This is a genomic window from Kangiella geojedonensis, assembly GCF_000981765.1.
GTDB lineage: Bacteria > Pseudomonadota > Gammaproteobacteria > Enterobacterales > Kangiellaceae > Kangiella > Kangiella geojedonensis.
In genome coordinates this window covers 1011826-1035088 of sequence record NZ_CP010975.1, presented here as the reverse complement: position 1 = coordinate 1035088, position 23263 = coordinate 1011826, and the positions used below count along the sequence as shown (strand labels likewise).

At 43.3% G+C, this 23263-nt stretch carries 16 protein-coding genes; 5 read left to right on the top strand and 11 right to left on the bottom strand.

Translation table 11 applies throughout. The features are described 5' to 3' along the window. Positions 1 to 66: 66 nt before the first annotated feature. Together TQ33_RS04590 and TQ33_RS04585 are read right to left on the bottom strand one after the other, a co-directional pair. The gene (locus TQ33_RS04590) at positions 67 to 408 is read right to left on the bottom strand and encodes a hypothetical protein (RefSeq protein ID WP_228640432.1); all 342 of its coding nucleotides are present in this window, start codon (positions 406 to 408) and stop codon (positions 67 to 69) included. A gap of 61 nt (positions 409 to 469) precedes the next feature. Continuing rightward, positions 470 to 1045: a YceI family protein gene (locus TQ33_RS04585; protein WP_046561011.1), complete on the bottom strand. Its 576-nt coding sequence runs from the start codon at positions 1043 to 1045 to the stop codon at positions 470 to 472. Between the two features lie 167 nt (positions 1046 to 1212). Between TQ33_RS04585 and TQ33_RS04580 the strand changes: the two genes are divergently transcribed. Next, positions 1213 to 2676 carry a DUF4139 domain-containing protein gene (locus tag TQ33_RS04580; protein ID WP_228640427.1) on the top strand — a complete coding sequence of 488 codons (1464 nt, stop codon included), beginning with the start codon at positions 1213 to 1215 and terminating at the stop codon, positions 2674 to 2676. A gap of 90 nt (positions 2677 to 2766) precedes the next feature. Here TQ33_RS04580 and TQ33_RS04575 read toward each other — a convergent pair whose 3' ends face one another. The 9 genes from TQ33_RS04575 to sdhC all read right to left on the bottom strand — a co-directional run bounded on the left by TQ33_RS04575 (position 2767) and on the right by sdhC (position 15438). Further along, a complete protein-coding gene (locus TQ33_RS04575) occupies positions 2767 to 5505 on the bottom strand; it encodes a M16 family metallopeptidase (protein WP_052735202.1) in 2739 nt (912 codons plus the stop codon). A 265-nt stretch (positions 5506 to 5770) separates the two neighbouring features. Then, on the bottom strand, positions 5771 to 6643 hold the full coding sequence (sucD, locus tag TQ33_RS04570; RefSeq protein ID WP_046561009.1) for a succinate--CoA ligase subunit alpha: 873 nt from the start codon (positions 6641 to 6643) through the stop codon (positions 5771 to 5773). Further along, positions 6643 to 7809 (bottom strand): ADP-forming succinate--CoA ligase subunit beta, encoded by a 1167-nt coding sequence (gene sucC / locus TQ33_RS04565; protein ID WP_046561008.1) that lies wholly within the window; start codon positions 7807 to 7809, stop codon positions 6643 to 6645. The genes sucD and sucC overlap by 1 nt, the downstream gene beginning before the upstream one ends. A gap of 79 nt (positions 7810 to 7888) precedes the next feature. Next, positions 7889 to 9124, bottom strand: a complete 1236-nt coding sequence (gene odhB / locus TQ33_RS04560) for a 2-oxoglutarate dehydrogenase complex dihydrolipoyllysine-residue succinyltransferase (RefSeq protein WP_046561007.1) — start codon at positions 9122 to 9124, stop codon at positions 7889 to 7891. Positions 9125 to 9189: 65 nt separating this feature from the next. Then, positions 9190 to 12009, bottom strand: a complete 2820-nt coding sequence (locus tag TQ33_RS04555) for a 2-oxoglutarate dehydrogenase E1 component (protein WP_046561006.1) — start codon at positions 12007 to 12009, stop codon at positions 9190 to 9192. Between the two features lie 201 nt (positions 12010 to 12210). Then, positions 12211 to 12909 (bottom strand): succinate dehydrogenase iron-sulfur subunit, encoded by a 699-nt coding sequence (locus TQ33_RS04550; RefSeq protein ID WP_046561005.1) that lies wholly within the window; start codon positions 12907 to 12909, stop codon positions 12211 to 12213. 46 nt (positions 12910 to 12955) lie between these two features. Beyond that, on the bottom strand, positions 12956 to 14719 hold the full coding sequence (gene sdhA / locus TQ33_RS04545; RefSeq protein WP_046561004.1) for a succinate dehydrogenase flavoprotein subunit: 1764 nt from the start codon (positions 14717 to 14719) through the stop codon (positions 12956 to 12958). 3 nt (positions 14720 to 14722) lie between these two features. Next, a complete protein-coding gene (sdhD, locus tag TQ33_RS04540) occupies positions 14723 to 15070 on the bottom strand; it encodes a succinate dehydrogenase, hydrophobic membrane anchor protein (RefSeq protein WP_046561003.1) in 348 nt (115 codons plus the stop codon). After that, on the bottom strand, positions 15064 to 15438 hold the full coding sequence (sdhC, locus tag TQ33_RS04535) for a succinate dehydrogenase, cytochrome b556 subunit (RefSeq protein WP_046561002.1): 375 nt from the start codon (positions 15436 to 15438) through the stop codon (positions 15064 to 15066). The genes sdhD and sdhC overlap by 7 nt, the downstream gene beginning before the upstream one ends. A 346-nt stretch (positions 15439 to 15784) precedes the next feature. On the opposite strand from sdhC, the gene gltA reads away from it, so the two are divergent. From gltA to TQ33_RS04515, 4 genes are all read left to right on the top strand, one after another. Beyond that, positions 15785 to 17080 (top strand): citrate synthase, encoded by a 1296-nt coding sequence (gene gltA, locus TQ33_RS04530; RefSeq protein ID WP_046561001.1) that lies wholly within the window; start codon positions 15785 to 15787, stop codon positions 17078 to 17080. Between the two features lie 266 nt (positions 17081 to 17346). Beyond that, complete coding sequence (locus TQ33_RS04525; RefSeq protein WP_046561000.1) at positions 17347 to 18432, top strand: tryptophan 2,3-dioxygenase family protein; 1086 nt, start codon at positions 17347 to 17349, stop codon at positions 18430 to 18432. Between the two features lie 314 nt (positions 18433 to 18746). Further along, on the top strand, positions 18747 to 21155 hold the full coding sequence (locus tag TQ33_RS11625; protein ID WP_052735200.1) for a sugar-transfer associated ATP-grasp domain-containing protein: 2409 nt from the start codon (positions 18747 to 18749) through the stop codon (positions 21153 to 21155). After that, the gene (locus TQ33_RS04515) at positions 21142 to 23250 is read left to right on the top strand and encodes a tetratricopeptide repeat protein (protein ID WP_046560999.1); all 2109 of its coding nucleotides are present in this window, start codon (positions 21142 to 21144) and stop codon (positions 23248 to 23250) included. Before TQ33_RS11625 ends, TQ33_RS04515 begins: the two co-directional genes overlap by 14 nt. Positions 23251 to 23263 lie beyond the last annotated feature (13 nt).

Here is a 23263-nt window from a genome sequence, read left to right as displayed (position 1 = left end):
TTGCAGTAAGCACAAAAAAAGCGCCACACAGGCGCTTTTTTATTAACTTTGTTAAAAGCTCAATAACTACATCCCTAAAGAAATCTCAGCAATTCTGCGGCGAGCTTTTTTAAGTTGTGAGGTAAACTCATCTTTCTGCAGCAAATGTTTGTAACTATCAGAGCCATAAAGATGATTCACCAGCTTTTTTTGACGCTTAAACTCCTCTGGCAAGTAATCAACGCCAACTTTGCACCAAGCCATACCTTTCAGTCTTAATTGCTCTGGATGCCCTTCACCTTGCACAAACTTACAAATCGACACGATTTTATCAGCCATGTGATCGTCAATATCAAGAACCTCTGCTTTCGCTACTGATGTCACAGCTAATAACAATACTCCAGCTAGGAACGGTTTAAACATTTTCATCACTCTTTGCTATATGGTTTATACCAATAACTGTTAACCCATCCCTATGAAATTTTTTGTCCTATTCTGTCTTCTTCTTAACAGTTATATCAAACTCAACTTCAACTTCATGTTTGACCCAGTCTGGATTTTTCCAAGCGCCTAGGCCAAGGTCAAAATCGAGTCTGTTGATTGTAAAATTACCCGACAATTTCAACAAGTCGACTAGTTCACGAATTTCTAATGTAAAGCTGTAAGGCTTTGATATCCCTTTTATTTCAAGTAGCCCTTCAATCTCATAAATACCGTCGGATACAGGCTTTATTGACTCTGACTTAAAGTAACTTCTAGGAGTGTTATCAATATCAAACCAATTCCCTTTTTTGAGCTTTGTGTCACGTTTTTCACTACCACTTTCTAACGTCCCGAGTTCGATCATCACGTTAATGTAGCTATTTGATAAATCACCGCTATCAAAATCAGCAGAAACCTCATACTCTTTGAAGTGTCCGGTAAAGGCCGTTTTTCGATTCTGGACACCGCTAAATTCAATTTTACTGCTCTCAGCCACAACACCTGTGTACTCCTTTGACTGAGTAGTTAACGGCGCTAGCAGAATCAATGAAGCAAATATCAGTAAAAACTTTTTTCTTAACATATCAAAACCTACGTTTTTAAATTTTTTGTAGAACTTAACCCTTTTCAGTTACTCTGACGTTTATAGTGTTAGAACTAATGAAACACAAGGGAAACTTTATGCGCATCAAACATAATTCACATAGCCTATTGGCATTCTTAATAGCTGCCAGCTTAGGAGCAACCACTATGAGTCACGCGAAATCCAGCGAAGCCATTACTATTTATAGCAGCGCCCAACCTGGTTCTATTTCACCGAATACCTATCGCCCTATACCTGGACAACATCGCGGATACTACAATGTTCCAGGCTACGCTGTAGTAAAAAGCACCCAGAGTCATAATATCAAAAAAGGGTTAAATCAACTTGAGGTCAATGACGTTGCGGCTTTACTCGACCCTACTACAGTATCATTCCGTTCATTAACCGACCCTGAAGCTCACGTTTTAGAGCAAAACTACCAATTCGATTTAGTCAGCCAACAAAAGCTACTTCAACGCTACTTAGGGAAAATAATCACCGTTGAACAGGTACAAGGCAATGATATTAATCGTATTAAAGGTGAGCTAATCAGTGCCAGTGGTGGTCTTGTTTTACAAGACAGCAGCGGTAATGTGCATAGCATCAGCAATTACAGCAATATTAAATTCCCTCAGTTGCCTGGAGGACTGCGCACCAAACCCACACTGGTTTGGGATTTGAATGCGACCAAACCGGGAAAGCATGAGATTGAATTAAGTTATCAGACTGAAGGCATGACTTGGTGGTCAGACTATAACGTGATCTACAGTGAAGAAAGCAGCGGAAATAGCAACAACGCCTGTAAACTCGATTTATCAGCATGGGTTAGTATTATCAATCAATCTGGTGCGAGCTTCGAAGATGCAAAGCTCAAATTAATTGCAGGAGATGTAAATCGTGCACAGCCTGAACATGAGCGAATAGTCGTTACCGGCTCAAGAGTTAAAGCTGATGCCATGTATGAACATCAAGGCTTCGAGGAAAAATCATTCTTTGAGTACCATCTATATACGCTAGGGCGCCCTGCTACGCTTCCTGATAACTCGACTAAGCAGTTAGAGCTTTTCCCCTCAGTAAACTCTATTAGTTGTAACAAAGAGCTGGTATTCGATGCCTCAAGTCAATATGGCTACGGTGGTTTAAATACCAACCAAAACTATGGGCGTAATACTCAAGGCGACGTTAATGTCTATTTGCGCTTTAACAACAGCGAAGATAACAACATGGGCATGCCACTTCCAGCGGGCCGCATTCGTGTTAATCAAAAGGATTCCGATGGCAGTTTAGAGTTCATTGGTGAAGATATTATCGACCATACGCCAAAAGATGAAGATGTTTTGATCAAGATGGGTAACGCTTTCGACATCAAAGGTGAGCGTAAGCAAACTGACTATCGAGTTGATACTAAAGCAAGAACCATGAGTGAAAGTTTTGAAATCACCTTGAAAAACCACAAACCTGAAGACGCGACAGTGGTAATTCGTGAAACCTTATATCGCTGGTCAGAATGGGAAATTGGTCGTAAATCTCATGACTATACCAAACAAGATGCCCGCCACATACATTTTGACGTTGAGGTACCAGCCAATGGTGAAGTGACAGTGACTTATACCGCTAATTACTCCTGGTAGAGTGGTGATATAACGAATTTGCGACCTACTCTAAATGTAAAAAAGCCGTGGACTTGTCATCAAGCCACGGCTTTACTTTACGCTGAAGCGTTACTCGGCTTTTGCTTTGTCACCAGCTTTGACAATTGAAATCTTATCTAAGCTTAAGTGTTCACGGAAAGCTTTATTGATATCTTCAACTGTGAGCGACTTAAGAGCCTGCTCCAGATCTTTGTCCCACTTCATTGAGCGACTTAAATCAAGATTTCCAGCGAGCGTACCAACTAAGCGGTTGTCTTTAGCACGATCAATACGTCGATTTTGAACCATACCTTTAACCGCCGCATCTAACTCCTCTTGAGTAAACCCTTCTTTGATAACCTTCTCAAACTCTTCTTTAAAACCCTGCTCAACTTTTGCTAAGTTTTCCGGGGCACAAATGGCAAAGGCACCAAAGGTAGCTTTGTCATCGAAAGAGCTTGCATTAAAGAATGAGCCAGCGCCATAACTTAAGCCATCTTTCTGACGTAAGCGTGTTGCTAATCGGCTATTCAAAAAGCCACCGCCAAAGATTTGGTTAGCAACTACTAAAGCAGCATAGTCAGGATGGCTGTCACTGACTGATAGTTGAGTCATAGCACCAAAAGCAGCACCTGCCTTGTCTGGCGTATCAATAAATTGATTAATTGACTCGACATCGGATGCTGATGTTTTAATCCGCTCATAAGCTACTTTTGCATTCCAGTCGCCTAAAATACCTTCAAGAGCCTTTTGCGTAGACGCTTGATCAAAGTCACCAACAACAGCAATATCGGCATCCTGAGCACCCATGAAGTTTTCATGGAAAGCTTTTAACTGCTCAGGCTTAGCGGCTTTAATGGCTTCAATTTGCTCATCAATGCTCATGCTATACAGCGGGTGAGACTTATCATACGTATTCATATGACGTCCTAACTGAGTAAATACTTGAGTAGTAGGCTGCTGCTTTTGTTGCTCTAACGACACAACTCGCTCACGCTTAAGGACTTCAAATTCTTCTTCATTAAATGAAGGCTCTTTTAGTACCTCTTCAACTAGTTCAAGCACCTTGTTCAAGTTTTCTCTGGTTGTTTCCACGTTTACTCGCACAGAACTCGTATCACCGCTAACGTTAACGTTCGCCTTTAAGCGATCGAACTCCGCCTGTAACTCCTCACGGCTATGCTCAGCAGTACCACGCTCTAACATACCAGCGGTTAACGAAGGGATCATGCCGCTATTTCGTAAGTCGTCTAGATTACCTAAGTCCAGCACGATCTGAGCAACAACAGAATCGCCACGAGTTTCCTTCGGTAGGAAAACAACCTTAGCGCCATTGCTTAGCTTAGTTTCAACGGTACGGGCATCAATATTGTCTTGCGATGGATCAAAGTCTTCCCCTTGCGCTACAGAAGCACGCCCTTTATAGCCTTTTAACATAGCTTCTACCTCTTCTGAGGTTAAGCGGGCGATCGAATCAGCGCGATCTGGCTTTTGCTCCGGCAAGAACAAACCTAAGGTACGATTATCGTTTACTAAATACTCTTCCGCGGCAGCTTGAACGTCTTCTACCGTCACTTTTTCTAAACGATCTCGGTTCAAGAATAATAATCGCCAGTCACCCATTCCAACCCACTCAGTGAGTTCTAAGGCGATACTTTGTGAAGAGTTAAAGCTAAGCTCTATTTGTTTTAAAATATTAGCCTTTGCTCTTTCCACTTCTTCCGCTGTGATTGGTGCATTTTGTATTCCTTCCAGAGTTTTCAAAAATGCTTCTTCGGTTTTCTGAATATCTTTATCCTTTGCAACTTGAGCACCAAACAATAAAGCTCCAGGCTCACCTAGCTGGAATGGAAAACCAAATGCTGCTGCTGCCAGTCCATTCTTCACCAACTCATCATGTAAGCGACCAGTTTCACTGTCGCCTAAAATTTGCGTCAGAACCTGAGTCGCGGCAAAATTTTCTGAAGGTCCAGCAGGCGTTTTATACAGCACACCAACCATCTGTACATCACCAGGACGACGCACAACGACGCGTCTTTCACCGTCTTGTATTGGCTCTTCAGTGTAGAGCTCACGAATTACTCGCTTTGGCTTTGGGATATCACCAAACTCTTCTTCAATCAGTTTGATAATCTTTTCTTCATCAATTTTTCCCGAAACAATTAACGTTGCATTATCAGGCTGATAATACTTACGGTAAAACGCTTGGAGATTACTAATATCAACATTTTCTAGGTCTGACCGAGCACCAATAGTCGATTTACCATAGTTATGCCAATCGTAAGCTGTAGACATCAATCGTTGCATTAACACTCGGAATGGATTATTTTCGCCATTTTCAAGCTCATTACGGACCACCGTCATCTCGCTGTCTAAGTCTTTCTTAGCAATAAACGAGTTAATCATTCGATCAGCTTCTAAATCCAAAGCCCATGAAATATTCTCTGGTGTTGCCGAAAAGGTCTCAAAATAATTAGTTCTGTCATACCAAGTAGTGCCGTTTGGCTCAGCACCATGATCTGTCAGTTCTTTAGGGATATCTTTATGATTCGGAGTGCCCTTAAAAACTAAGTGCTCAAGAAGGTGAGCCATACCTGTTTCACCATAGTTTTCATGCTTTGAACCAACATGATAGGTAATATTAACCGTTACCGTTTCTTGACTTGGATCAGGAAACAGTAAAACCTGTAATCCATTATCTAGACGGTACTCAGTAATACCCTCAACTGAGGTTACTTTCTCCACGCCATCTGGTAGTTCTGCGTAAGCCACACCCATGCCTGTCGCTAATGCGATCGCTAAGAATGTTTTCTTAAATGTTAAAGTCATAGATATCCCTCTATAATTTTTTTTCCCACAGTTTGCAGGTCTATTATTAGTTGATTCTTCATTACCAAGAAGCACCCCCCAAGATAATGAGCCACCCAAAGTATCTTATAAAGCTTTGTAACAGTATAGGTAGGAAATGTTAATAAATATGACAAGGGGAAAAAATCAGGAAGTTACAGGACGTTAGATACGAAAAAAGCCGAGAATCACAATAATTCTCGGCTTTTTAACGCAGTGTATCTAATTGATACTACCTAAACGGTGATTACCATCCGGTAATTTCTTTCATGGCAGAGCCAATGTCTGCTAATGAACGAACCGTTTTAACGCCAGCATCTTCAAGTGCAGCAAACTTTTCAGCTGCTGTACCTTTACCACCAGCGATAATTGCACCAGCATGTCCCATACGCTTACCAGGAGGCGCAGTAACACCTGCAATGTAAGATACGACAGGTTTAGTGACGTTTTCTTTGATGTATGCAGCGGCTTCTTCTTCCGCTGAACCACCAATTTCACCAATCATCACAATAGCTTCGGTCGCAGGATCTTTCTCGAACAATTCTAAAATGTCGATAAAGCTAGAACCTGGGATTGGATCACCACCGATACCAACACAAGTCGACTGACCAAAACCATAGTCAGTTGTTTGCTTAACGGCTTCGTACGTTAAGGTACCTGAACGTGAAACAATACCGACTTTACCGGGCTTGTGAATGTGACCTGGCATAATGCCGATTTTGCTCTCGCCTGGAGTGATAACACCAGGGCAGTTAGGGCCAATTAAACGAACGCCTAAACGGTCACATACGATTTTAGCTTCTAACATGTCTAGAGTAGGAATACCTTCAGTAATACAGATAACTAGCTCGATACCAGCGTTTGCTGCTTCAAGGATAGAATCTTTACAGAATGGTGCTGGAACATAGATAACCGATGCTTCTGCACCAGTTTTTTCTACAGCTTCAGCTACAGTGTTGAATACTGGTAAACCTAGGTGTGTTTGACCGCCTTTACCAGGAGTCACACCGCCAACCATGTTTGTGCCGTATTCGATCGCTTGCTCAGTGTGGAAAGTACCTTGTGAGCCAGTGATCCCCTGACAAATAACTTTAGTGTCTTTAGTTAATAAAATACTCATTATTTGCCCTCCGCTGCAGCAACAACTTTTTTCGCTGCGTCAGTTAAGCTTTCTGCCGCGATAATATTCAAACCGGACTCGGCAAGAACTTTAGTACCTAACTCAGCGTTGTTACCTTCTAGACGAACAACAACAGGGTCTTCGATACCCACTTCTTTAACCGCGCCAATAATACCTTCTGCAATCAGGTCACAACGTACGATACCGCCGAAAATATTAACTAAGACTGCTTTTACGTTGTCGTCTGAAAGAATAATTTTGAATGCTTCAGAAACACGTTCTTTAGTTGCACCGCCACCTACGTCTAGGAAGTTTGCTGGTTCACCACCGTGTAACTTGATGATGTCCATGGTACCCATCGCAAGGCCAGCACCGTTAACCATACAACCGATATTACCGTCTAGAGCAACATAGTTAAGCTCAAACTTAGCCGCATGTGCTTCACGCTCGTCTTCTTGTGAAGGATCGTGCATTTCTGATAACTTTTGATGACGATACAAAGCATTGCCGTCGATGTTGATTTTGGCATCTAAACAGTGCAAGTCACCATCTTCTTTGATCACAAGAGGATTGATTTCAAGCAGTGCCAAATCTTTTTCAGCAAACATTTTTGCTAACTGAATGAAAATATGCGTGAATTGCTTAACCTGCTTACCTTCTAAACCAAGCTTGAACGCTAACTCGCGGCCTTGGTATGGCTGAGGGCCTACCAATGGATCGATCGTAGCCTTAAGAATCTTTTCAGGCGTCTCTTCAGCGACCTTCTCAATCTCAACACCACCTTCTGTCGAAGCCATAAAAACAACTCGACGTGAAGAACGATCGATAACAGCGCCTAGATAAAGTTCTTGAGCAATATCTGTGCAAGACTCTACTAAAATTTTGCTGACGGGCTGACCGTTTGCGTCTGTTTGATAAGTTACTAAGTTCTTACCAAGCCACTGCTTAGCAAACTCTTTAACTTCATCTTTAGTTTTAACTAGTTTTACACCGCCCGCTTTACCACGGCCACCAGCATGCACCTGAGCTTTAACCACCCACATGTCACCACCGATTTGGCCAGCTGCTTCAAAAGCTGACTGAGGATTATCGACTGCATAACCTTCAGATACTGGTAAACCGTATTCACGGAATAATTGTTTACCTTGATACTCGTGTAGGTTCATTTTGATGTTCCTAATTTCACGTTAATTAAAAAGACAAAAGCCGGATAGTAACTATCCGGCTGTATTTGATACTTATAGATTAAACATCCAATAAGATGCGAGCTGGATCTTCAATAAACTCTTTGATCGTTTTTAAGAAGCCAACTGATTCACGGCCATCAATAATTCGATGGTCATACGAAAGCGCAACATTCATCATTGGGCGAATAACAATCTCGCCATCAATCACAACTGGACGATCTTCCATACGGTTCATACCTAAAATACCACTTTGTGGTGGATTAATGATTGGCGTTGCCATAAGCGAACCAAACACACCACCGTTAGAGATAGTAAAGGTGCCGCCTGTCATCTCTTCGACAGTCAATTTATTATCGCGAGCTTTTTGACCAAACTCACGAATTTTAGCTTCGATGTCGGCAAGGCTCATCGTGTCGGCATCACGCAATACTGGCACAACCAAACCACGTGGTGACGACACAGCTACACCGATATCGTAGTAACCATGATAAACAATGTCGTCGCCATCGATTGAAGCGTTAACCGCTGGATAACGTTTCAGAGCTTCGACCGTTGCTTTTACGAAGAAAGACATGAAGCCTAAGCGCGTTTCATGTACTTTCTCAAACTGTTCTTTATAACGAGCACGTAACTCAACCACTTCCTTCATGTTGATATCATTGAAGGTCGTTAGTAGTGCCGCATTTTGTTGCGCTTCTACTAAACGAGTAGCAATCATCTTACGCAAACGTGTCATTGGAACACGCTTCTCTTCGCGTAAGCCCGCAGCCACAGGAGCATCTGAAGAACCCTTTGCAGCCGGTGCCGATTTCTTGCCACCGTCTTTAATAAACTTTTCGACGTCTTCTTTTGTTAAACGCCCGCCTTTACCCGTTGCAGGAATATCTGCTGGGTTAAGATTATGCTCTGCGACTAAACGACGAACGGCAGGTGATAACACGTCAGTATCTTTTGAAGGCTCAGCAGGTTTTTCTTCGGCTTTAGAATCAGACTTAGTATCTTCTTTCTTTTCGTCAGAAGCATCACCTTTATCGCTAGAAGCGGAGGATGCGCCGGCACCAGCTTCAAACTTAGCAATAGCTTCTTCTTGAAGAACCGTGTCACCTTCTTCTTTCAAAATTTCAGAAATGGCACCGTCTTCTGGCGCTACAACTTCCAACACTACTTTATCAGTCTCAATATCGACCAAGTTCTGATCACGCGATACCGCTTCACCTGGCTTAACGTGCCAAGTAGCAATCGTTGCATCCGCTACTGATTCAGGCAACACAGGAACTTTAATTTCGATAGCCATGTTATAACCTTTTTTACCTTAATTTAATTTTAAAAACTGTTTTCTCAACACCCAGCGTCACGATCTTAGTCAAGACCTAAGGCATCGTTAACTAATTTTGCTTGCTGCTCGTTATGAATACTGGCATAACCGACTGCTGGAGCAGCAGAAGCAGCTCGACCCGCAAAAATCACTGGCTCTTTGTTCGGCACAGCATCATCTAAATTGTGACGACTGCAGTACCAAGCACCTTGGTTTTGCGGCTCTTCTTGGCACCACACAAAAGTATTCGCATTTTTGTAGGAGCCTAAAATCTTCTTAACTTCGTCATGAGGGAATGGATATAACTGCTCAATACGAATAATCGCAACATGATCGAGCTTTTCGTCACGACGTTTCTTCAGTAGGTCATAATAGACTTTACCAGAACACATGACCACCCGTGCTACCTTCTTTTTAACGATTTTATCGATTTCATCAATCGCATTTTGGAACTGACCATTAGTCAGCTCTTCAACACTAGACACCGCGTCGCGATGACGCAATAAACTCTTTGGCGTCATCACAATCAAAGGTTTACGCAAATCGCGAACCATCTGACGGCGAATCATGTGGAATGCTTGTGCCGGTGTTGATGGCACAACGACCTGCATATTTTGTTCGGCAGACAGCTGTAAGAAACGCTCCAAACGGGCTGAACTGTGTTCTGGACCTTGACCTTCATAACCATGAGGTAAGAATAAGGTAAGACCTGATAAACGGCCCCATTTTTGCTCACCAGAGCTAATAAACTGGTCGATAACGACTTGCGCACCGTTAGCGAAGTCGCCAAACTGTGCTTCCCAAATCACCATCGAATTTGGCTCATTCGTCGAATAGCCGTATTCAAACGCCATGACCGCTTCTTCGGACAACACCGAGTCTATCACGGTAAAGCGTGGCTGCTCTTCCTTAATATGCTGCAGTGGAATATACACCTCAGCATCATCCTGATCATGCAATACCGCATGACGATGAGAGAAAGTACCACGACCACTGTCTTGGCCACACAATCGCACTTCAAAACCGTCATCCAGCAGAGTCGCATAAGCTAATGTTTCTGCGAAACCCCAGTCCATTTTAACGTCGCCCTTGGCCATTTCTTTGCGTGCGGCCATTACTTTTTTCACTTGGCGCTGTAAAGGGAGGTCTTCTGGGTAAGCACAAATACGTTCTGCTAGCTCATCGAACTTCGCTTTTTTAATTGAGGTGTCCGCAGGTGACTGCCAAGATTGGCCTTCAAACGGACTCCAATCAACGCTGTACTCATTACGATGTGTCGGAATACGGTTTAAAACCACCGACTTCCCTTCATCTAACATATCGCGATAATCATCAACTAACTTCTTACTTTCCTCAGCACTCAGCGTGCCGTTAGACGTTAGTTTGTCTTCATATATCTTGCGCGGTGTTGGATGCTTCTTAATTTTTTGATACATAACAGGCTGAGTAGCGCTTGGCTCATCAGCTTCATTGTGACCATGACGGCGATAACAGACTAAGTCAATTACCACGTCCTTCTTGAACTTATTACGGAACTCAAGCGCTAGACGAGTTACGTATAGCACCGCTTCCGGATCATCACCGTTAACGTGGAAGACAGGCGCTTCTACCATTTTTGCAACGTCAGTACAGTAAGCTGTCGAACGCGTGTCTTGCTGCTTCGAAGTTGTAAAACCAACTTGGTTATTAATCACTACATGCACAGAGCCGCCGATATAAAAACCTCGCGCTTGTGACATGTTGAACAATTCCATCACGACGCCTTGCCCTGTCACTGCAGAGTCACCATGGATTAACACAGGAACAACTTGCTCACAGTTAGTATCGTTACGACGCTCTTGGCGTGCACGAACCGAACCAATAACAACCGGGCTTACAATCTCTAGATGCGATGGGTTAAATGCTAACGCAAGGTGTACAGGGCCACCTTCGGTTTCCACATCGCTTGAATAGCCCATGTGGTACTTAACATCACCAGAGTTTCCTTCTTCGACAACAGCGTTTTTACCCGCAAATTCATCAAACAATACTTCTGGCTTTTTACCCATGACGTTAACCAGCATATTCAGTCGACCGCGGTGGGCCATGCCGATAACGATTTCTTTGGTACCCATGGCACCAGCTTGGTTGATAAAGTCCCTCATCATCGGAATCAGGCTATCGCCACCTTCCAACGAGAAGCGCTTAGCGCCTGGGAATTTAGAACCTAAGTATTTCTCTAAACCTTCAGCTGCAGTTAGACCTTCAAGGGTCTTTTTCTTAGTTTCATCGCGAAAGTCATGCGACGAAGAGACTGACTCTAGCTTTTCCTGAATCCAGCGACGCTCTTCTAGATCATTGATATGAAGGAACTCAGCACCAATCGTATTGCAATAGGTTGATTTCAGTCGCTCTACGATTTCTTTTAACGACTGTTGCTCTGGTCCTGCTAGGTTACCGACGTGGAATTTCTTATTAGGATCCACATCGCCTAAGTCATAAGCTTCAAGGCTCAAATCGGTTGGGTAAGGATGTTTCCATAAGCCCAAAGGGTCAATATTGGCGTGGTGATGACCGCGTGCGCGGTAAGACTCAATAAGGTGAAGGACTTTAACTTGTTTTGGATCAGCCGTTGCACTGCCGCCACCTTGGCTGAATGCAAGCTTCTGACGGTTTAGACCAATTTGACGAAAGTGTTCGCGAATGTCGCTGTGCGCAACCTCTTGTTTATCGCTAACTTTTTCAAATTCATCAAATTTTACACGCCACTCGGCATCAACTGACTGAGGATCTTCAAGATATTGTTCGTAAAGTTCTTCTAAATAGGCAGCGCTACCTCCCGAAAGGTAGGCACTATCAAACATTGCCTCTAAGCCATTTTTCATTGTAATTTAACACCACTTCTCGGTATTTGTTTCGCTATGATAACCAAAAATCGCAACTCTTAACACAGTAAGACCTTTTTAATTTACAAAGGGTTACTGCTTTGAGTTGCGATTCATGCGTTGTGTATTTTGCTATTAATAAAGCAACCTTTTCAACGTTCCGGTTATCAGTATCAGATACTACTTATTCAATATCGCTGATTATACACCACTTTTCAGTAGCATAGAACGGATATGACCAATCGCTTTTGTTGGGTTTAGCCCTTTTGGACAAACGTCAACGCAGTTCATGATGCCACGACAACGGAACACACTATAAGCGTCATCTAAATCCTTTAATCGTTCTTCAGTATGAGTATCACGGCTATCCGTCAAGAAACGGTAGGCTTGCAGTAGACCTGCTGGGCCAACGAACTTGTCAGGATTCCACCAGAACGATGGGCAAGACGTCGAACAACAGGCACATAGAATACACTCATACAAACCATCAAGCTTCTCACGGTCTTCAGGAGATTGTAAGCGCTCTTTTGCTGGTGTTTCTGTATCTGCAATCAAGTATGGCTTAATTTTCTCATACTGCTTGTAGAACTGAGCCATGTCCACGACTAGGTCACGAATCACAGGCAAACCTGGCAATGGGCGAATAACTACCGGCGACTTCAAGCTTGAAATCGAGGTAATACACGCCAAGCCATTTTTACCATTGATGTTCATGCCGTCTGAACCACACACACCTTCACGGCAAGAACGACGGAACGACAGCGTTGGATCAACTTCTTTTAAGTCGACCAAAACATCTAGCAACATCTTGTCCGAACCTTCAGGAATATCAATATCGAATTCCTGCATGTAAGGCTTCTTATCCGTTTCTGGGTTATAACGATAAATTTTAAATTTCATATAATTTTTGCTCCGTATGCAATTCTTACGGACTCTTTAATAGAGATTAATAAGTACGAGCTTTCGGCGGGAAAGCGTCGACTTTTTCAGGATGCATATTCACATCGCGAGTACCCATTTCTTCCGTTTCTGGGTAGAACACCGAGTGTACTAGCCAGTTTTCGTCATCACGGTCAGGGTAGTCTTCACGACTGTGTGCGCCACGACTTTCAGTACGGTACTCAGCAGCCATCGCTGTGGCATAAGCAACTTCCATCAAGTTCTCAAGTTCCAGACACTCAACGCGCTCTGTATTGAAGCCTTGTGACTTATCTTTCAATACAGCGTTTTTCATGCGCTCACGAAGCTTCTTAACTTTCTCAAGACCTTCTTTCATCAAGTCGCCAGTACGGAATACGCCGAAGTGGTTTTGCATCGTTTGCTGTAATTCTTTACGCAACTGAGCAACATCTTCACCTTCGTTAGACTCTTCCCAACGCTTGTAGCGAGCCATTGAACGCTCAGCGTCAGCATCGTTAAAGTCAGAGAATGGTAAGCCTTCACGAAGCGATTCTTCAAGATGCAAGCCAGCAGCACGACCAAATACCACCAAGTCGAGCAATGAGTTACCGCCCAAACGATTCGCGCCATGTACTGACACACAAGCAACCTCACCCACAGCGTAGAACCCTTTAACCACTTTTTCTTCGCCATTAGGATTACGGTCAATAACTTGTCCGAACTTATTGGTTGGAATACCACCCATCATATAGTGACAGGTTGGTACTACTGGAATTGGATCTTTAGCAGGATCAACGTGAGCGAAGATTTTTGATAACTCACTAATGCCCGGTAAGCGCTTATTTAAGACTTCTTCACCAAGATGATCGAGCTTCAAGAATACGTGATCGCCCTCTTCACCAGCTCCACGGCCAGCAAGAATTTCTTTCATCATCGAACGAGCAACAACATCACGCGACGCCAAATCTTTGGCGTTTGGTGCGTAACGCTCCATGAAGCGTTCGCCATCTTTATTGATCAGGTAGCCACCTTCACCGCGACAACCTTCCGTAACCAATACACCTGCGCCAGCAATACCCGTTGGGTGGAACTGCCACATTTCGATGTCTTGTACGGGAAGTTTTGCACGAAGCGCCATACCAACACCGTCACCAGTGTTTATTAAAGCGTTTGTTGTTGAAGCATAGATTCGGCCAGAGCCGCCAGTCGCAAATACTGTAGCACGAGACTTAAATAGTGCCACTTCGCCCGTTTCGATTGACATTGCCGTGACACCACAAACATCGCCGTCGTCGTTACGAACGATGTCCATCGCATACCATTCGTTAAAGAATTGGGTTTGCGCGGCTAAGTTTGCTTGGTAAAGGGTGTGCAGTAACGCGTGACCAGTACGGTCAGCAGCCGCAGCAGTACGTGCGGCCTGCTCACCACCGAATTCTTTCGACTGACCTCCGAAAGGACGCTGATAAATTTTACCATTATCCAAACGTGAGAACGGCAAGCCCATGTGCTCCAGCTCATAAACCGCTGCTGGACCATTTTCACACATGTACTCAATAGCGTCTTGATCACCGATATAGTCCGAACCTTTAACAGTATCGAACATGTGCCAGCGCCAGTCATCCGGGTGTGAGTTACCCAGCGCAACAGTAATACCGCCTTGCGCCGATACCGTGTGCGAACGGGTTGGGAATACTTTTGAAATCAATGCTACTTTCTGGCCGCTTTTAGCAAGTTGTAGCGAGGCACGCATACCAGCGCCACCGCCCCCTACAATTACGGCATCAAAAGTGTACGTAGGTATAGACATGCTTTATAAGCTCCACAATATCTGGCTGCCCCACACTATCAGTGAAAGACAAATCACAATAACAATCGCTTGGAAAGCGATACGAATGCTCACTTTCGGCATATAGTCAGTGGACACAATCCACAGACCAATCCAAGCGTGCATAACTACTGATAGCAGCGTTAAGAACGAAAACACTTTCATGAAAGTGCTGGCGAACAAGCCTTGCCATGCAGTAAACGTAATTTCTGGTGTTGTTGCAAAGAAGTAGCCTAAATAAACCACATAGGCCAACATAATTACCGCTGAAAGGCGTTGCAACACCCAATCGTGTAGACCTGAACGGCCCAAACTAGTGACGGTAGTTACCATACCCAAACTCCTAATAATGCTGCTGCAATAGCTGAAAGGACTAAAACACTCCAAGCACCTCGACGACCGCCTTCAAGCGACTCGCCAATTCCTAGGTCCATTAATAAATGACGGACACCGGCAATAACGTGATAAGCCACCGACGTTAAAATTGCCCACAGGATAAATTGCCATAGGAATGATTCAGTGAACATCGATTGCAGCTCGGCGTAGCCGGCGCTATCAAACGACTTTTGCAGCATCCATAAAAGGATTGGTACAGCAATGAATAGAACAACACCCGTAATACGATGCAAGATTGATGATATTGCAGGCACAGGAAACCTTACCGTAGTAAGGTCTAAGTTTTTTGGTCTCTTTTTAATCACAAGTATCTTACAAAATTATTGCCTTGGTCGAAGAAGGCATGAGTTTATGCTTTCGCCAGGATTTCTACAACTGCTTTAATGTGTGTTCGACCCAGAAAAACTGCTTACCTGACGAACTCCCCAGTGATACATATTTCAGAACGAAATTATATAAGTGCTTATCACTGATTACAATTATTTCCCCCTTCTATTTTCAACTCATTGGTAAAACTGATGGATTAATAGAAACCGTCATAAAATTAATTTATGAAATTCATTCAAAATTTTGTAGAATGTGTGCCCTTCTTACTCTTAAACACAGCTTTTAGATTAAAAAGTAAGCAATTTATTGTCCCGAGGAGACTATATGTCGGATAAAACAGCTAAACTTAGCCTACCAAATGGCGAGGAACTCACCCTAGACGTGCTAACACCAAGTCTAGGTAAAGACGTCGTTGCCGTTGGTGCATTAGGGAAAGCGGGTTATTTCACTTATGACCCGGGCTATGTATCTACTGGTGCCTGTGAATCAAAGATCACTTATATTGATGGTGCCAAAGGACAGCTACTTTATCGCGGTTATCCGATCGAACAGTTAGCGGATAACTCAAATTTTGAAGAAGTTGCCTATTTACTACTTAATGGCGAACTACCTAATAAAGAGCAATACGACGAATTCGTCGCGAAAATTAACAACCACACCATGCTTCATGAGCAAATGATGAGCTTTTTCAACGGCTTCCGCCGCGATGCTCACCCAATGGCTATTATGGTATCGGTTGTTGGCGCACTTTCAGCCTTCTATCACGATTCATTGGATATTAATAACCCGCAACATCGTGATATCAGTGCATTGCGCTTAATTTCTAAAGTGCCAACTATCGCCGCTATGTGCTATCGCTACTCTGTAGGCCACCCGTTTGTTTATCCAACGAACGACATGAGCCTTGCTGAAAACTTCTTGAACATGATGTTTAGCATGCCTTCAGAAGATAACTGGAAGCCAGATCCGGTATTAGTGAAAGCGATGGACCGCATTTTTGTACTACACGCTGATCACGAGCAAAACGCTTCAACGTCGACGGTACGCCTAGCCGGTTCATCAGGCGCGAACCCATTCGCAGCAATCGCATCAGGTATTGCTTGCCTGTGGGGCCCTGCTCACGGCGGTGCCAACGAAGCATGCTTGAACATGTTACGTGAAATTGGCGATGTTAAGAACATCCCTGAGTACGTGAAGCGTGCGAAAGACAAAAACGATCCGTTCCGTCTAATGGGCTTTGGTCACCGTGTCTATAAAAACTTTGACCCACGCGCTAAAGTCATGCGTGAAAGTGCTCACGAGGTTCTTGAGTTACTGGGCAAGCATGATGACCCTACGTTTAAGGTTGCATTAGAGCTTGAGAAAATCGCGCTTGAAGATCCTTACTTCGTCGAGAAGAAGCTTTACCCTAACGTCGATTTCTACTCAGGCGTTATTCTAGACGCGATTGGTATCCCAACTAATATGTTCACGGTAATCTTCGCATTATCGCGTACCGTAGGCTGGGTATCACAGTGGAACGAAATGATGGGTGAGTCTAGCCGTAAAATCGGCCGCCCTCGTCAGTTATACACGGGTGAGAAAGCACGTGATTACGTTGACATTAACACAAGAAAATAAAACGCAAACAATTAACTAAAAATAGTTAAAATCTTTGCTGACATTATTTTTTTTAAATGTCTATAATCGGAAAGGAGTGGCGTAAAAGCCGCTCCTTTTTTGTTTTAAGGCGCAATCGTCAGCGCTGCTTTGTTAATGACTAATTTTTTAATCCTCATTTAGTTCACTAAACTCCGCTTAAAAAATTAGCCATTGCCTCGCCGCACTTTAGCTTGCACCTTAAAACACAATTTTAGAGTGTTAAACAAAATATATGCTGGTGGATTATGCAAAAGAACGTTAAACCTTGTTATTACGCCGATTACTTACAACTGGATAAGTTGCTCGACGCACAACATCCAGAAAGTACAAAGTATGGCGCTGAAGCTCACGATGAGACTTTATTCATTATTGTGCACCAAGCCTATGAGCTGTGGTTCAAGCAAGTGTTGCATGAGATCCATGCTATTCTTCCTGTGCTGTCTCAAGATCCCGTCAATGAAGATCAGTTAAGCACCGTTAACCTTCGTATCGAGCGCATTCACCGTATCCAAGAAGTCTTGGTCGATCAAATCGATATCTTAGAAACCATGACACCACTGGATTTCCTCGATTTCCGTGACTACCTGATCCCAGCATCTGGTTTCCAGAGCATTCAGTTTAAGGAAATCGAAATCCTACTTGGCTTAAAATCTGAGTTTCGTATTAATTTTGATAAGAAATCGTTCTATAACCGCTTAAATGAAAAAGACCGCAACTATCTTCTCAACTTAGAAGAACAACCCAGCCTATTCGATGCGGTTGAACATTGGCTCGAACGAATGCCGTTTTTAGAGTTTGGTGATTTTAAATTCTGGCAAATGTATAAAGATGCAGTCGAAGACATGTTAAAACACGACGAGCAAGTAATTAAAGACGCGGACTATTTAACTGACGCTGAAAAGACCTTTCAACTGAACGACCTGTCTAATACACGCTCGAATTTTGATGCTTTGTTCGATAAAGACAAATACCAAGAACTCAAGCAACAGGGTCGTTTTAGACTAAGTCAGGAAGCTACCTTAAGCGCGTTATTTATTAACCTTTATCGAGAACAACCGATGCTTAACTCACCTTTCCGTTTACTGCAGGGCTTGATTGATATCGATGAGAAGTTTACCACTTGGCGTTACCGCCATACCACGATGGTGCATCGCATGCTAGGGACTAAAATTGGTACCGGAGGCTCTTCTGGCCACGACTACCTAAAGCAAACCACTCAGAACAACCGTTTTTTCAGAGATTTGTTTAATTTAACGACGTTCTTAATCCCACGCTCATCACTGCCTGAATTACCGCCGGAAGTCATTAAAGCGGTAAACTTTCACCTATAAAAATAGGTGGGCATCACCATTGGCTGTACAGTTAAGCCACTGTTCAGCCAATGGTACAACCATATAAAATTCAGTAGCTAGAAACGAAACTTAGCGTAAAATAAACGCTCGTATATCAAATTTTATTTGCATTTAGGGGCTATTAATAGAGAAGTTTTAACTTTTTTACGGTTTGTAACTTGTGAGCCTTTTCACACCGATAATGCGACAATGCTTTACAATTGCCTCACTTTATCGACAAGTGAAGGTTCATATCTCACTGTATTTACAGACTTTTGCTTGCTTATAACCTTTGGGATTAACGTCGGCCTCATATGCTAAAAAATCTAAATCGACCTTCAGTATGGTTTGCCTTGCTTGGTTTGACCTTGCTTGCCCTACACTTTTGGTGGCAGCCATCGCACGTAAAACAGCTCGGTGCTGAGTTACTGCACCGCTACTCTTTAACCATGACTTTTGATGCGGGTAACGAAGATATCGTCAACCGCACCTACCTTCCTTTGACCAATGATCGCCAAGAAGTGGTCAATGAGTCATTGCAGTCGGGAACCCTAGAGTTCACTAACGATGAATCTCTGGTCGGTCGTCAAGGTATTTGGACGGGCTTTTCAACTACGCCAATCCGCTACAGCGCCATCATTTCGTCTCGTGAACAAAAGTATGAAATTGATCCTGAGTTGGACATCCCTACTGACTACCCGCCGCATTTAAAGCGCTGGTTGGAGCCAACTGACGTTATTCAGGTCAATGACCCGCGTATTCTAGAGTTGTGGATGAATATCCAGCCAAAGGAAAGAAAACTACTCTCAACCTTAAGGGCTATTCACGACTATACCTACAATGAAATTGAAGGCGCGCCTTTTAAAGGTACCACTGACGCCATCACCACAATGATATTGAAGCGTGCAAGCTGTAACGGTAAAAGCCGTCTATTCGCGGCTTTAGCACGTCTAAATGGAATTCCAACGCGCCTTGTTGGCGGTGTAATCCTCGAAACCAGCAAGAAGAAAACCTCACACCAATGGGTAGAAGCTTATGTTCAAGGTCACTGGGTTCCGTTTGATCCGCTCAATGATTACTTTGCGCAAATCCCGCACCATTACCTTGAGCTTTATATCGACGATCAAGCGCTCTTTAGTCATACCCGTAATATCAACTTTGATTACATTTTTGATATTAAACGTGAGCACATTGCTGCTCCGTTACTTCGCTTTGATAATGACGAAGGTGCTTTCTTTAATGCCGCCTCGCTACTGGCAAAACTCGGCATCGAGAATAAAACAGCAGGGATTTTCTTACTGTTTCCGTTCGTAGCCCTATTGATATCATTTGCTCGAAATGTCTTTGGCATCAAAACCTTTGGTATTTTCATGCCGATGCTGGTCTCAGCGGCTTGTGTTTATACTGGGTTCTGGATGGGCTTAATCGGCTTTATTGGCGTGCTTCTAACCGCTTGGTTAGGCCAGATGTACTTTGATAAACATAAGCTACTCAAAATACCTCGACTAGCAGCGATCATCACGCTAAACACCATCTTGTTTATTGGTATTTTCATGGTGCTTGGAGAGCAAACGCCATTACAGATGGGCATGATGACACTATTCCCTGTAGTTATTATCTCATTCATTGCTGAACGCTTAAGCAATATGACCCAAGATAACAACTGGGGTGAGCTCTTTATAACCAGCATGGGCAGTATTGTGATGATCACGGTTTGCTACTTGGCCTTCTCCTCTATCACTTTACAGAGTTTCTTTGCCTTGTTCCCAGAAACCTTACTACTCGTTATGGCCGCTCAGATCTTTATCGGTCAATGGACAGGTTTGCGTATTTCAGAATACATGCGCTTTAAAGGTATCAATAAGCAAAATAATACACTGGGAATTAACCAGCGTAACCGTGATTACGTTTATCGCCTTAACGAACGCAAATTACTTCAGTTAGCAATCGACAAAATCGAAACTAAAAAAGTACTGCTGCAACATGGCGTCCCTGTACCGCAAACGCTGGACATGTGTGATAGCTTCAGAAATCTTGATGAGTTTGTTGAACACTTAAGAGACTTCAATAGTTTTGTAGTGAAGCCAAACCGCGGCTCACAAGGTAACGGCATCTTAGTCATTGTGAAAAATGACGATGGCACGTTTGTCACCACCTCAGGCAAGCGCTTGAGTCTGGTTGATATTCGCTACCATGTGTCTGAGATTATTACTGGTAACTTTGCTCAGGATGGTCAACCAGACACAGCTTATATCGAACCACTTTTGATTGAACACCATGGTATCTCTAAAATTGCCAATTTAGGCTTAAGTGATATCCGAGTTATTTTGTGTAATCAAAAAATCATCAGCTGTATGTTGCGAGTTCCAACCAAACTTTCCGACGGTAAAGCCAACCTTCACCAAGGTGCGATCGGCCTGAGCGTGGACATTGAAACCGGCATCACGACTAAGTGTAGTTTTAAAGGTAAAGAGCTCAAAGCTCACCCTGATACTGGCTATGATATCGTTGGTGTACAGGTTCCATTCTGGAATAAAATCAAGCAGATAGCAGAGAACTCTCAAAAAGCCATCCCGCTTGGTTACATTGGCGTTGATATTTGTATTGATGAAAAGTTGGGACCTATGGTGCTTGAGGTCAATGGTCGACCTGGCTTAGAAATACAAAACGTTCAGCACAAAGGTTTTTCTGGAGAAATGGAGACGGCACGTGACAACACCTAAATATAATAAAGGGCTGTCAGCACCGGCATTATGTGCGATTGCCCTACTTCTAACTATTGGTTTAGTCATTATTGAACGCAATGAACGCGAAGTCATTAATGACGGTACCCTGATCCAAATTGACGTTGACGATGGCTCAAGCGAAAGCGTTGACTCGGGTAGTGATGACGATGAATTTGATATTCCTGCACCGAGTCCAGAGGATCAAGCCGATCAAGATGATATTACTGAAGATGTGGTAAAAGAAACCGTTTTGGCACTCTCAGATATGGATTTTTCAAAGAAAGTACTGTGGAGAATACACCGCATTGATCCCTTAAAAGGCTTCAGCGAAGGCGACAAAAACAAAATATTGTTTAAAGCCGCCCTGCAGTTTTTCTCTAATGGTGATTATGAAAAAACACATACACTGATTGGCAAGCTACCTCGCTCTATGCGTCACCAGGAACGTCCAGGGTTTTATTACGCTCTGGCGTTAACGAAAGATAACAAAACCGAGCGAGCTATTCGTGCCTACCAAGGACAACTCGAACGCTTCCCACATCATCAAGCAAGTGCCATTAACTATGGCCTCTTGCTGAACGATGCTAAAGAGTACGAAAAAGCTGTAAAAGCTTTTAAGTATGCGATTAATACCACCAGTGGTCGCCGTAAAGCGAAGTCTTACCGAAACCTTGGTGAAGCTTATTACAAACTCGGTAAATACGAAGAAGCCGCTAAACGCTTCAGTAAATCTATTGAGTACCAGCCGACTAACAGCACTACCTGGTTAAGCTTGGCTGAAGCCCAACAAGAAATCCCTAAGTTTTCACAAGAAGAAGTGCTTGAAACCTATCGCAAGTCTGTTTCTTTAGCCCCAAACCGTTACAAACCAGCGCTTAAACGAGCCAATTACTTGTTCTCCCAATTGATGTTTGCCAAAGCCGAAGAGGGTTATAAGGAAGCTCGAAAGCGCTCTAGCGACATAGTAGAAACAGCCTTGATGCAAAGCATTAACTATTTAGCGGCTGGAAATCTTGAACGTGCAGACAAAATTGCCAGCGGTATTAAACAGCCTGACAATGACGAAGAACAACTCATCGAATTGATCAAAGCTCTTAGTGACGAAGAGTACGATAAAGCCGAAGACATCGCTAAAGATATCGAGAAAGAGAAAAAGTTTGATAATGAAGAACTTTATCAATACTTACGGCTAAAGCTAGCAGTTATCCAAAAAGACAAAAAGTACCTTGATGGACTGGATAAAGATATCTTTGAGCATCCCGTCGTTGGTTGGCCGAGCCAGTTAGAGTACGCACGCGGCCTACTCTTAACGGAAGCGTATCAGGAAGCTCAAGCAGTTGCAGAGACTATTGCAGAAAAACTGCCTAACAGCGCTGAGGCTCATTTAATTAATGGTCAATTACAATTGCACAATGGCGAGCAAGTTGCTGGTTTTAATAGCCTCAAGCATGCTTTTAATATTTATCCAGAAAGCAGACGCGTGGCTTTTATTTACGCTAAAGAAAGCTTCAAGTTCGAGCGTTACCAAGAAGCTATTAATATCATCAATAAGCTTCTTGAGAATCACTCTAAAGATATCGAGGCGTTAGAACTTAAAGCGCAAGCACACCACGCAATTGGGCAAAACGATCTCGCCCGAGCGGCTTACACAGAAGCTTTTGAGCTTGATGAAAAGAACCTGCACTCTGCATTTGCGCTAGCAAAGCTTGAGTCAGACCTAGGCAATAAGCAAGAAAGCTTGGTCATTCTGAAAGACCTGCTCGACCGTGATAGTTCTTACATTGATGCCCGTGAGTTGCGTGCTAAAATCCACTGCGCAGCACGTGAATACGATGAATGTATAAACGAGTCTAAAAAGCTTCTGGCTCTCGACAAAGACAACGAAGTCGCTAAGAAGTTAATAGAAAAACACGCTGACAAAGTTGACAGTAAGGCATCAGACAAAAACAGCCCGCAAAACAACAGCGAGGCCGATACCGAAGAAGAACAACCGGATAGTCAATCATCTGACAAGGAGTCGGATGACAAGCCTGACAGTGAGGATGACGATCAAAAACAAAAGAAAAGTGATGGTGATAAAAAAGACGACTAAATGTCGTCTTTTT

What these genes read in the sequence shown, in the direction of transcription:
- TQ33_RS04590 (WP_228640432.1), bottom strand. Translation starts at nt 408, where the DNA reads ATGAAAATGTTTAAACCGTTCCTAGCTGGAGTATTGTTATTAGCTGTG.
- TQ33_RS04585 (WP_046561011.1), bottom strand. Translation starts at nt 1,045, where the DNA reads ATGTTAAGAAAAAAGTTTTTACTGATATTTGCTTCATTGATTCTGCTA.
- TQ33_RS04580 (WP_228640427.1), top strand. Translation starts at nt 1,213, where the DNA reads ATGAGTCACGCGAAATCCAGCGAAGCCATTACTATTTATAGCAGCGCC.
- TQ33_RS04575 (WP_052735202.1), bottom strand. Translation starts at nt 5,505, where the DNA reads ATGACTTTAACATTTAAGAAAACATTCTTAGCGATCGCATTAGCGACA.
- sucD (WP_046561009.1), bottom strand. Translation starts at nt 6,643, where the DNA reads ATGAGTATTTTATTAACTAAAGACACTAAAGTTATTTGTCAGGGGATC.
- sucC (WP_046561008.1), bottom strand. Translation starts at nt 7,809, where the DNA reads ATGAACCTACACGAGTATCAAGGTAAACAATTATTCCGTGAATACGGT.
- odhB (WP_046561007.1), bottom strand. Translation starts at nt 9,124, where the DNA reads ATGGCTATCGAAATTAAAGTTCCTGTGTTGCCTGAATCAGTAGCGGAT.
- TQ33_RS04555 (WP_046561006.1), bottom strand. Translation starts at nt 12,009, where the DNA reads ATGAAAAATGGCTTAGAGGCAATGTTTGATAGTGCCTACCTTTCGGGA.
- TQ33_RS04550 (WP_046561005.1), bottom strand. Translation starts at nt 12,909, where the DNA reads ATGAAATTTAAAATTTATCGTTATAACCCAGAAACGGATAAGAAGCCT.
- sdhA (WP_046561004.1), bottom strand. Translation starts at nt 14,719, where the DNA reads ATGTCTATACCTACGTACACTTTTGATGCCGTAATTGTAGGGGGCGGT.
- sdhD (WP_046561003.1), bottom strand. Translation starts at nt 15,070, where the DNA reads ATGGTAACTACCGTCACTAGTTTGGGCCGTTCAGGTCTACACGATTGG.
- gltA (WP_046561001.1), top strand. Translation starts at nt 15,785, where the DNA reads ATGTCGGATAAAACAGCTAAACTTAGCCTACCAAATGGCGAGGAACTC.
- TQ33_RS04525 (WP_046561000.1), top strand. Translation starts at nt 17,347, where the DNA reads ATGCAAAAGAACGTTAAACCTTGTTATTACGCCGATTACTTACAACTG.
- TQ33_RS11625 (WP_052735200.1), top strand. Translation starts at nt 18,747, where the DNA reads ATGCTAAAAAATCTAAATCGACCTTCAGTATGGTTTGCCTTGCTTGGT.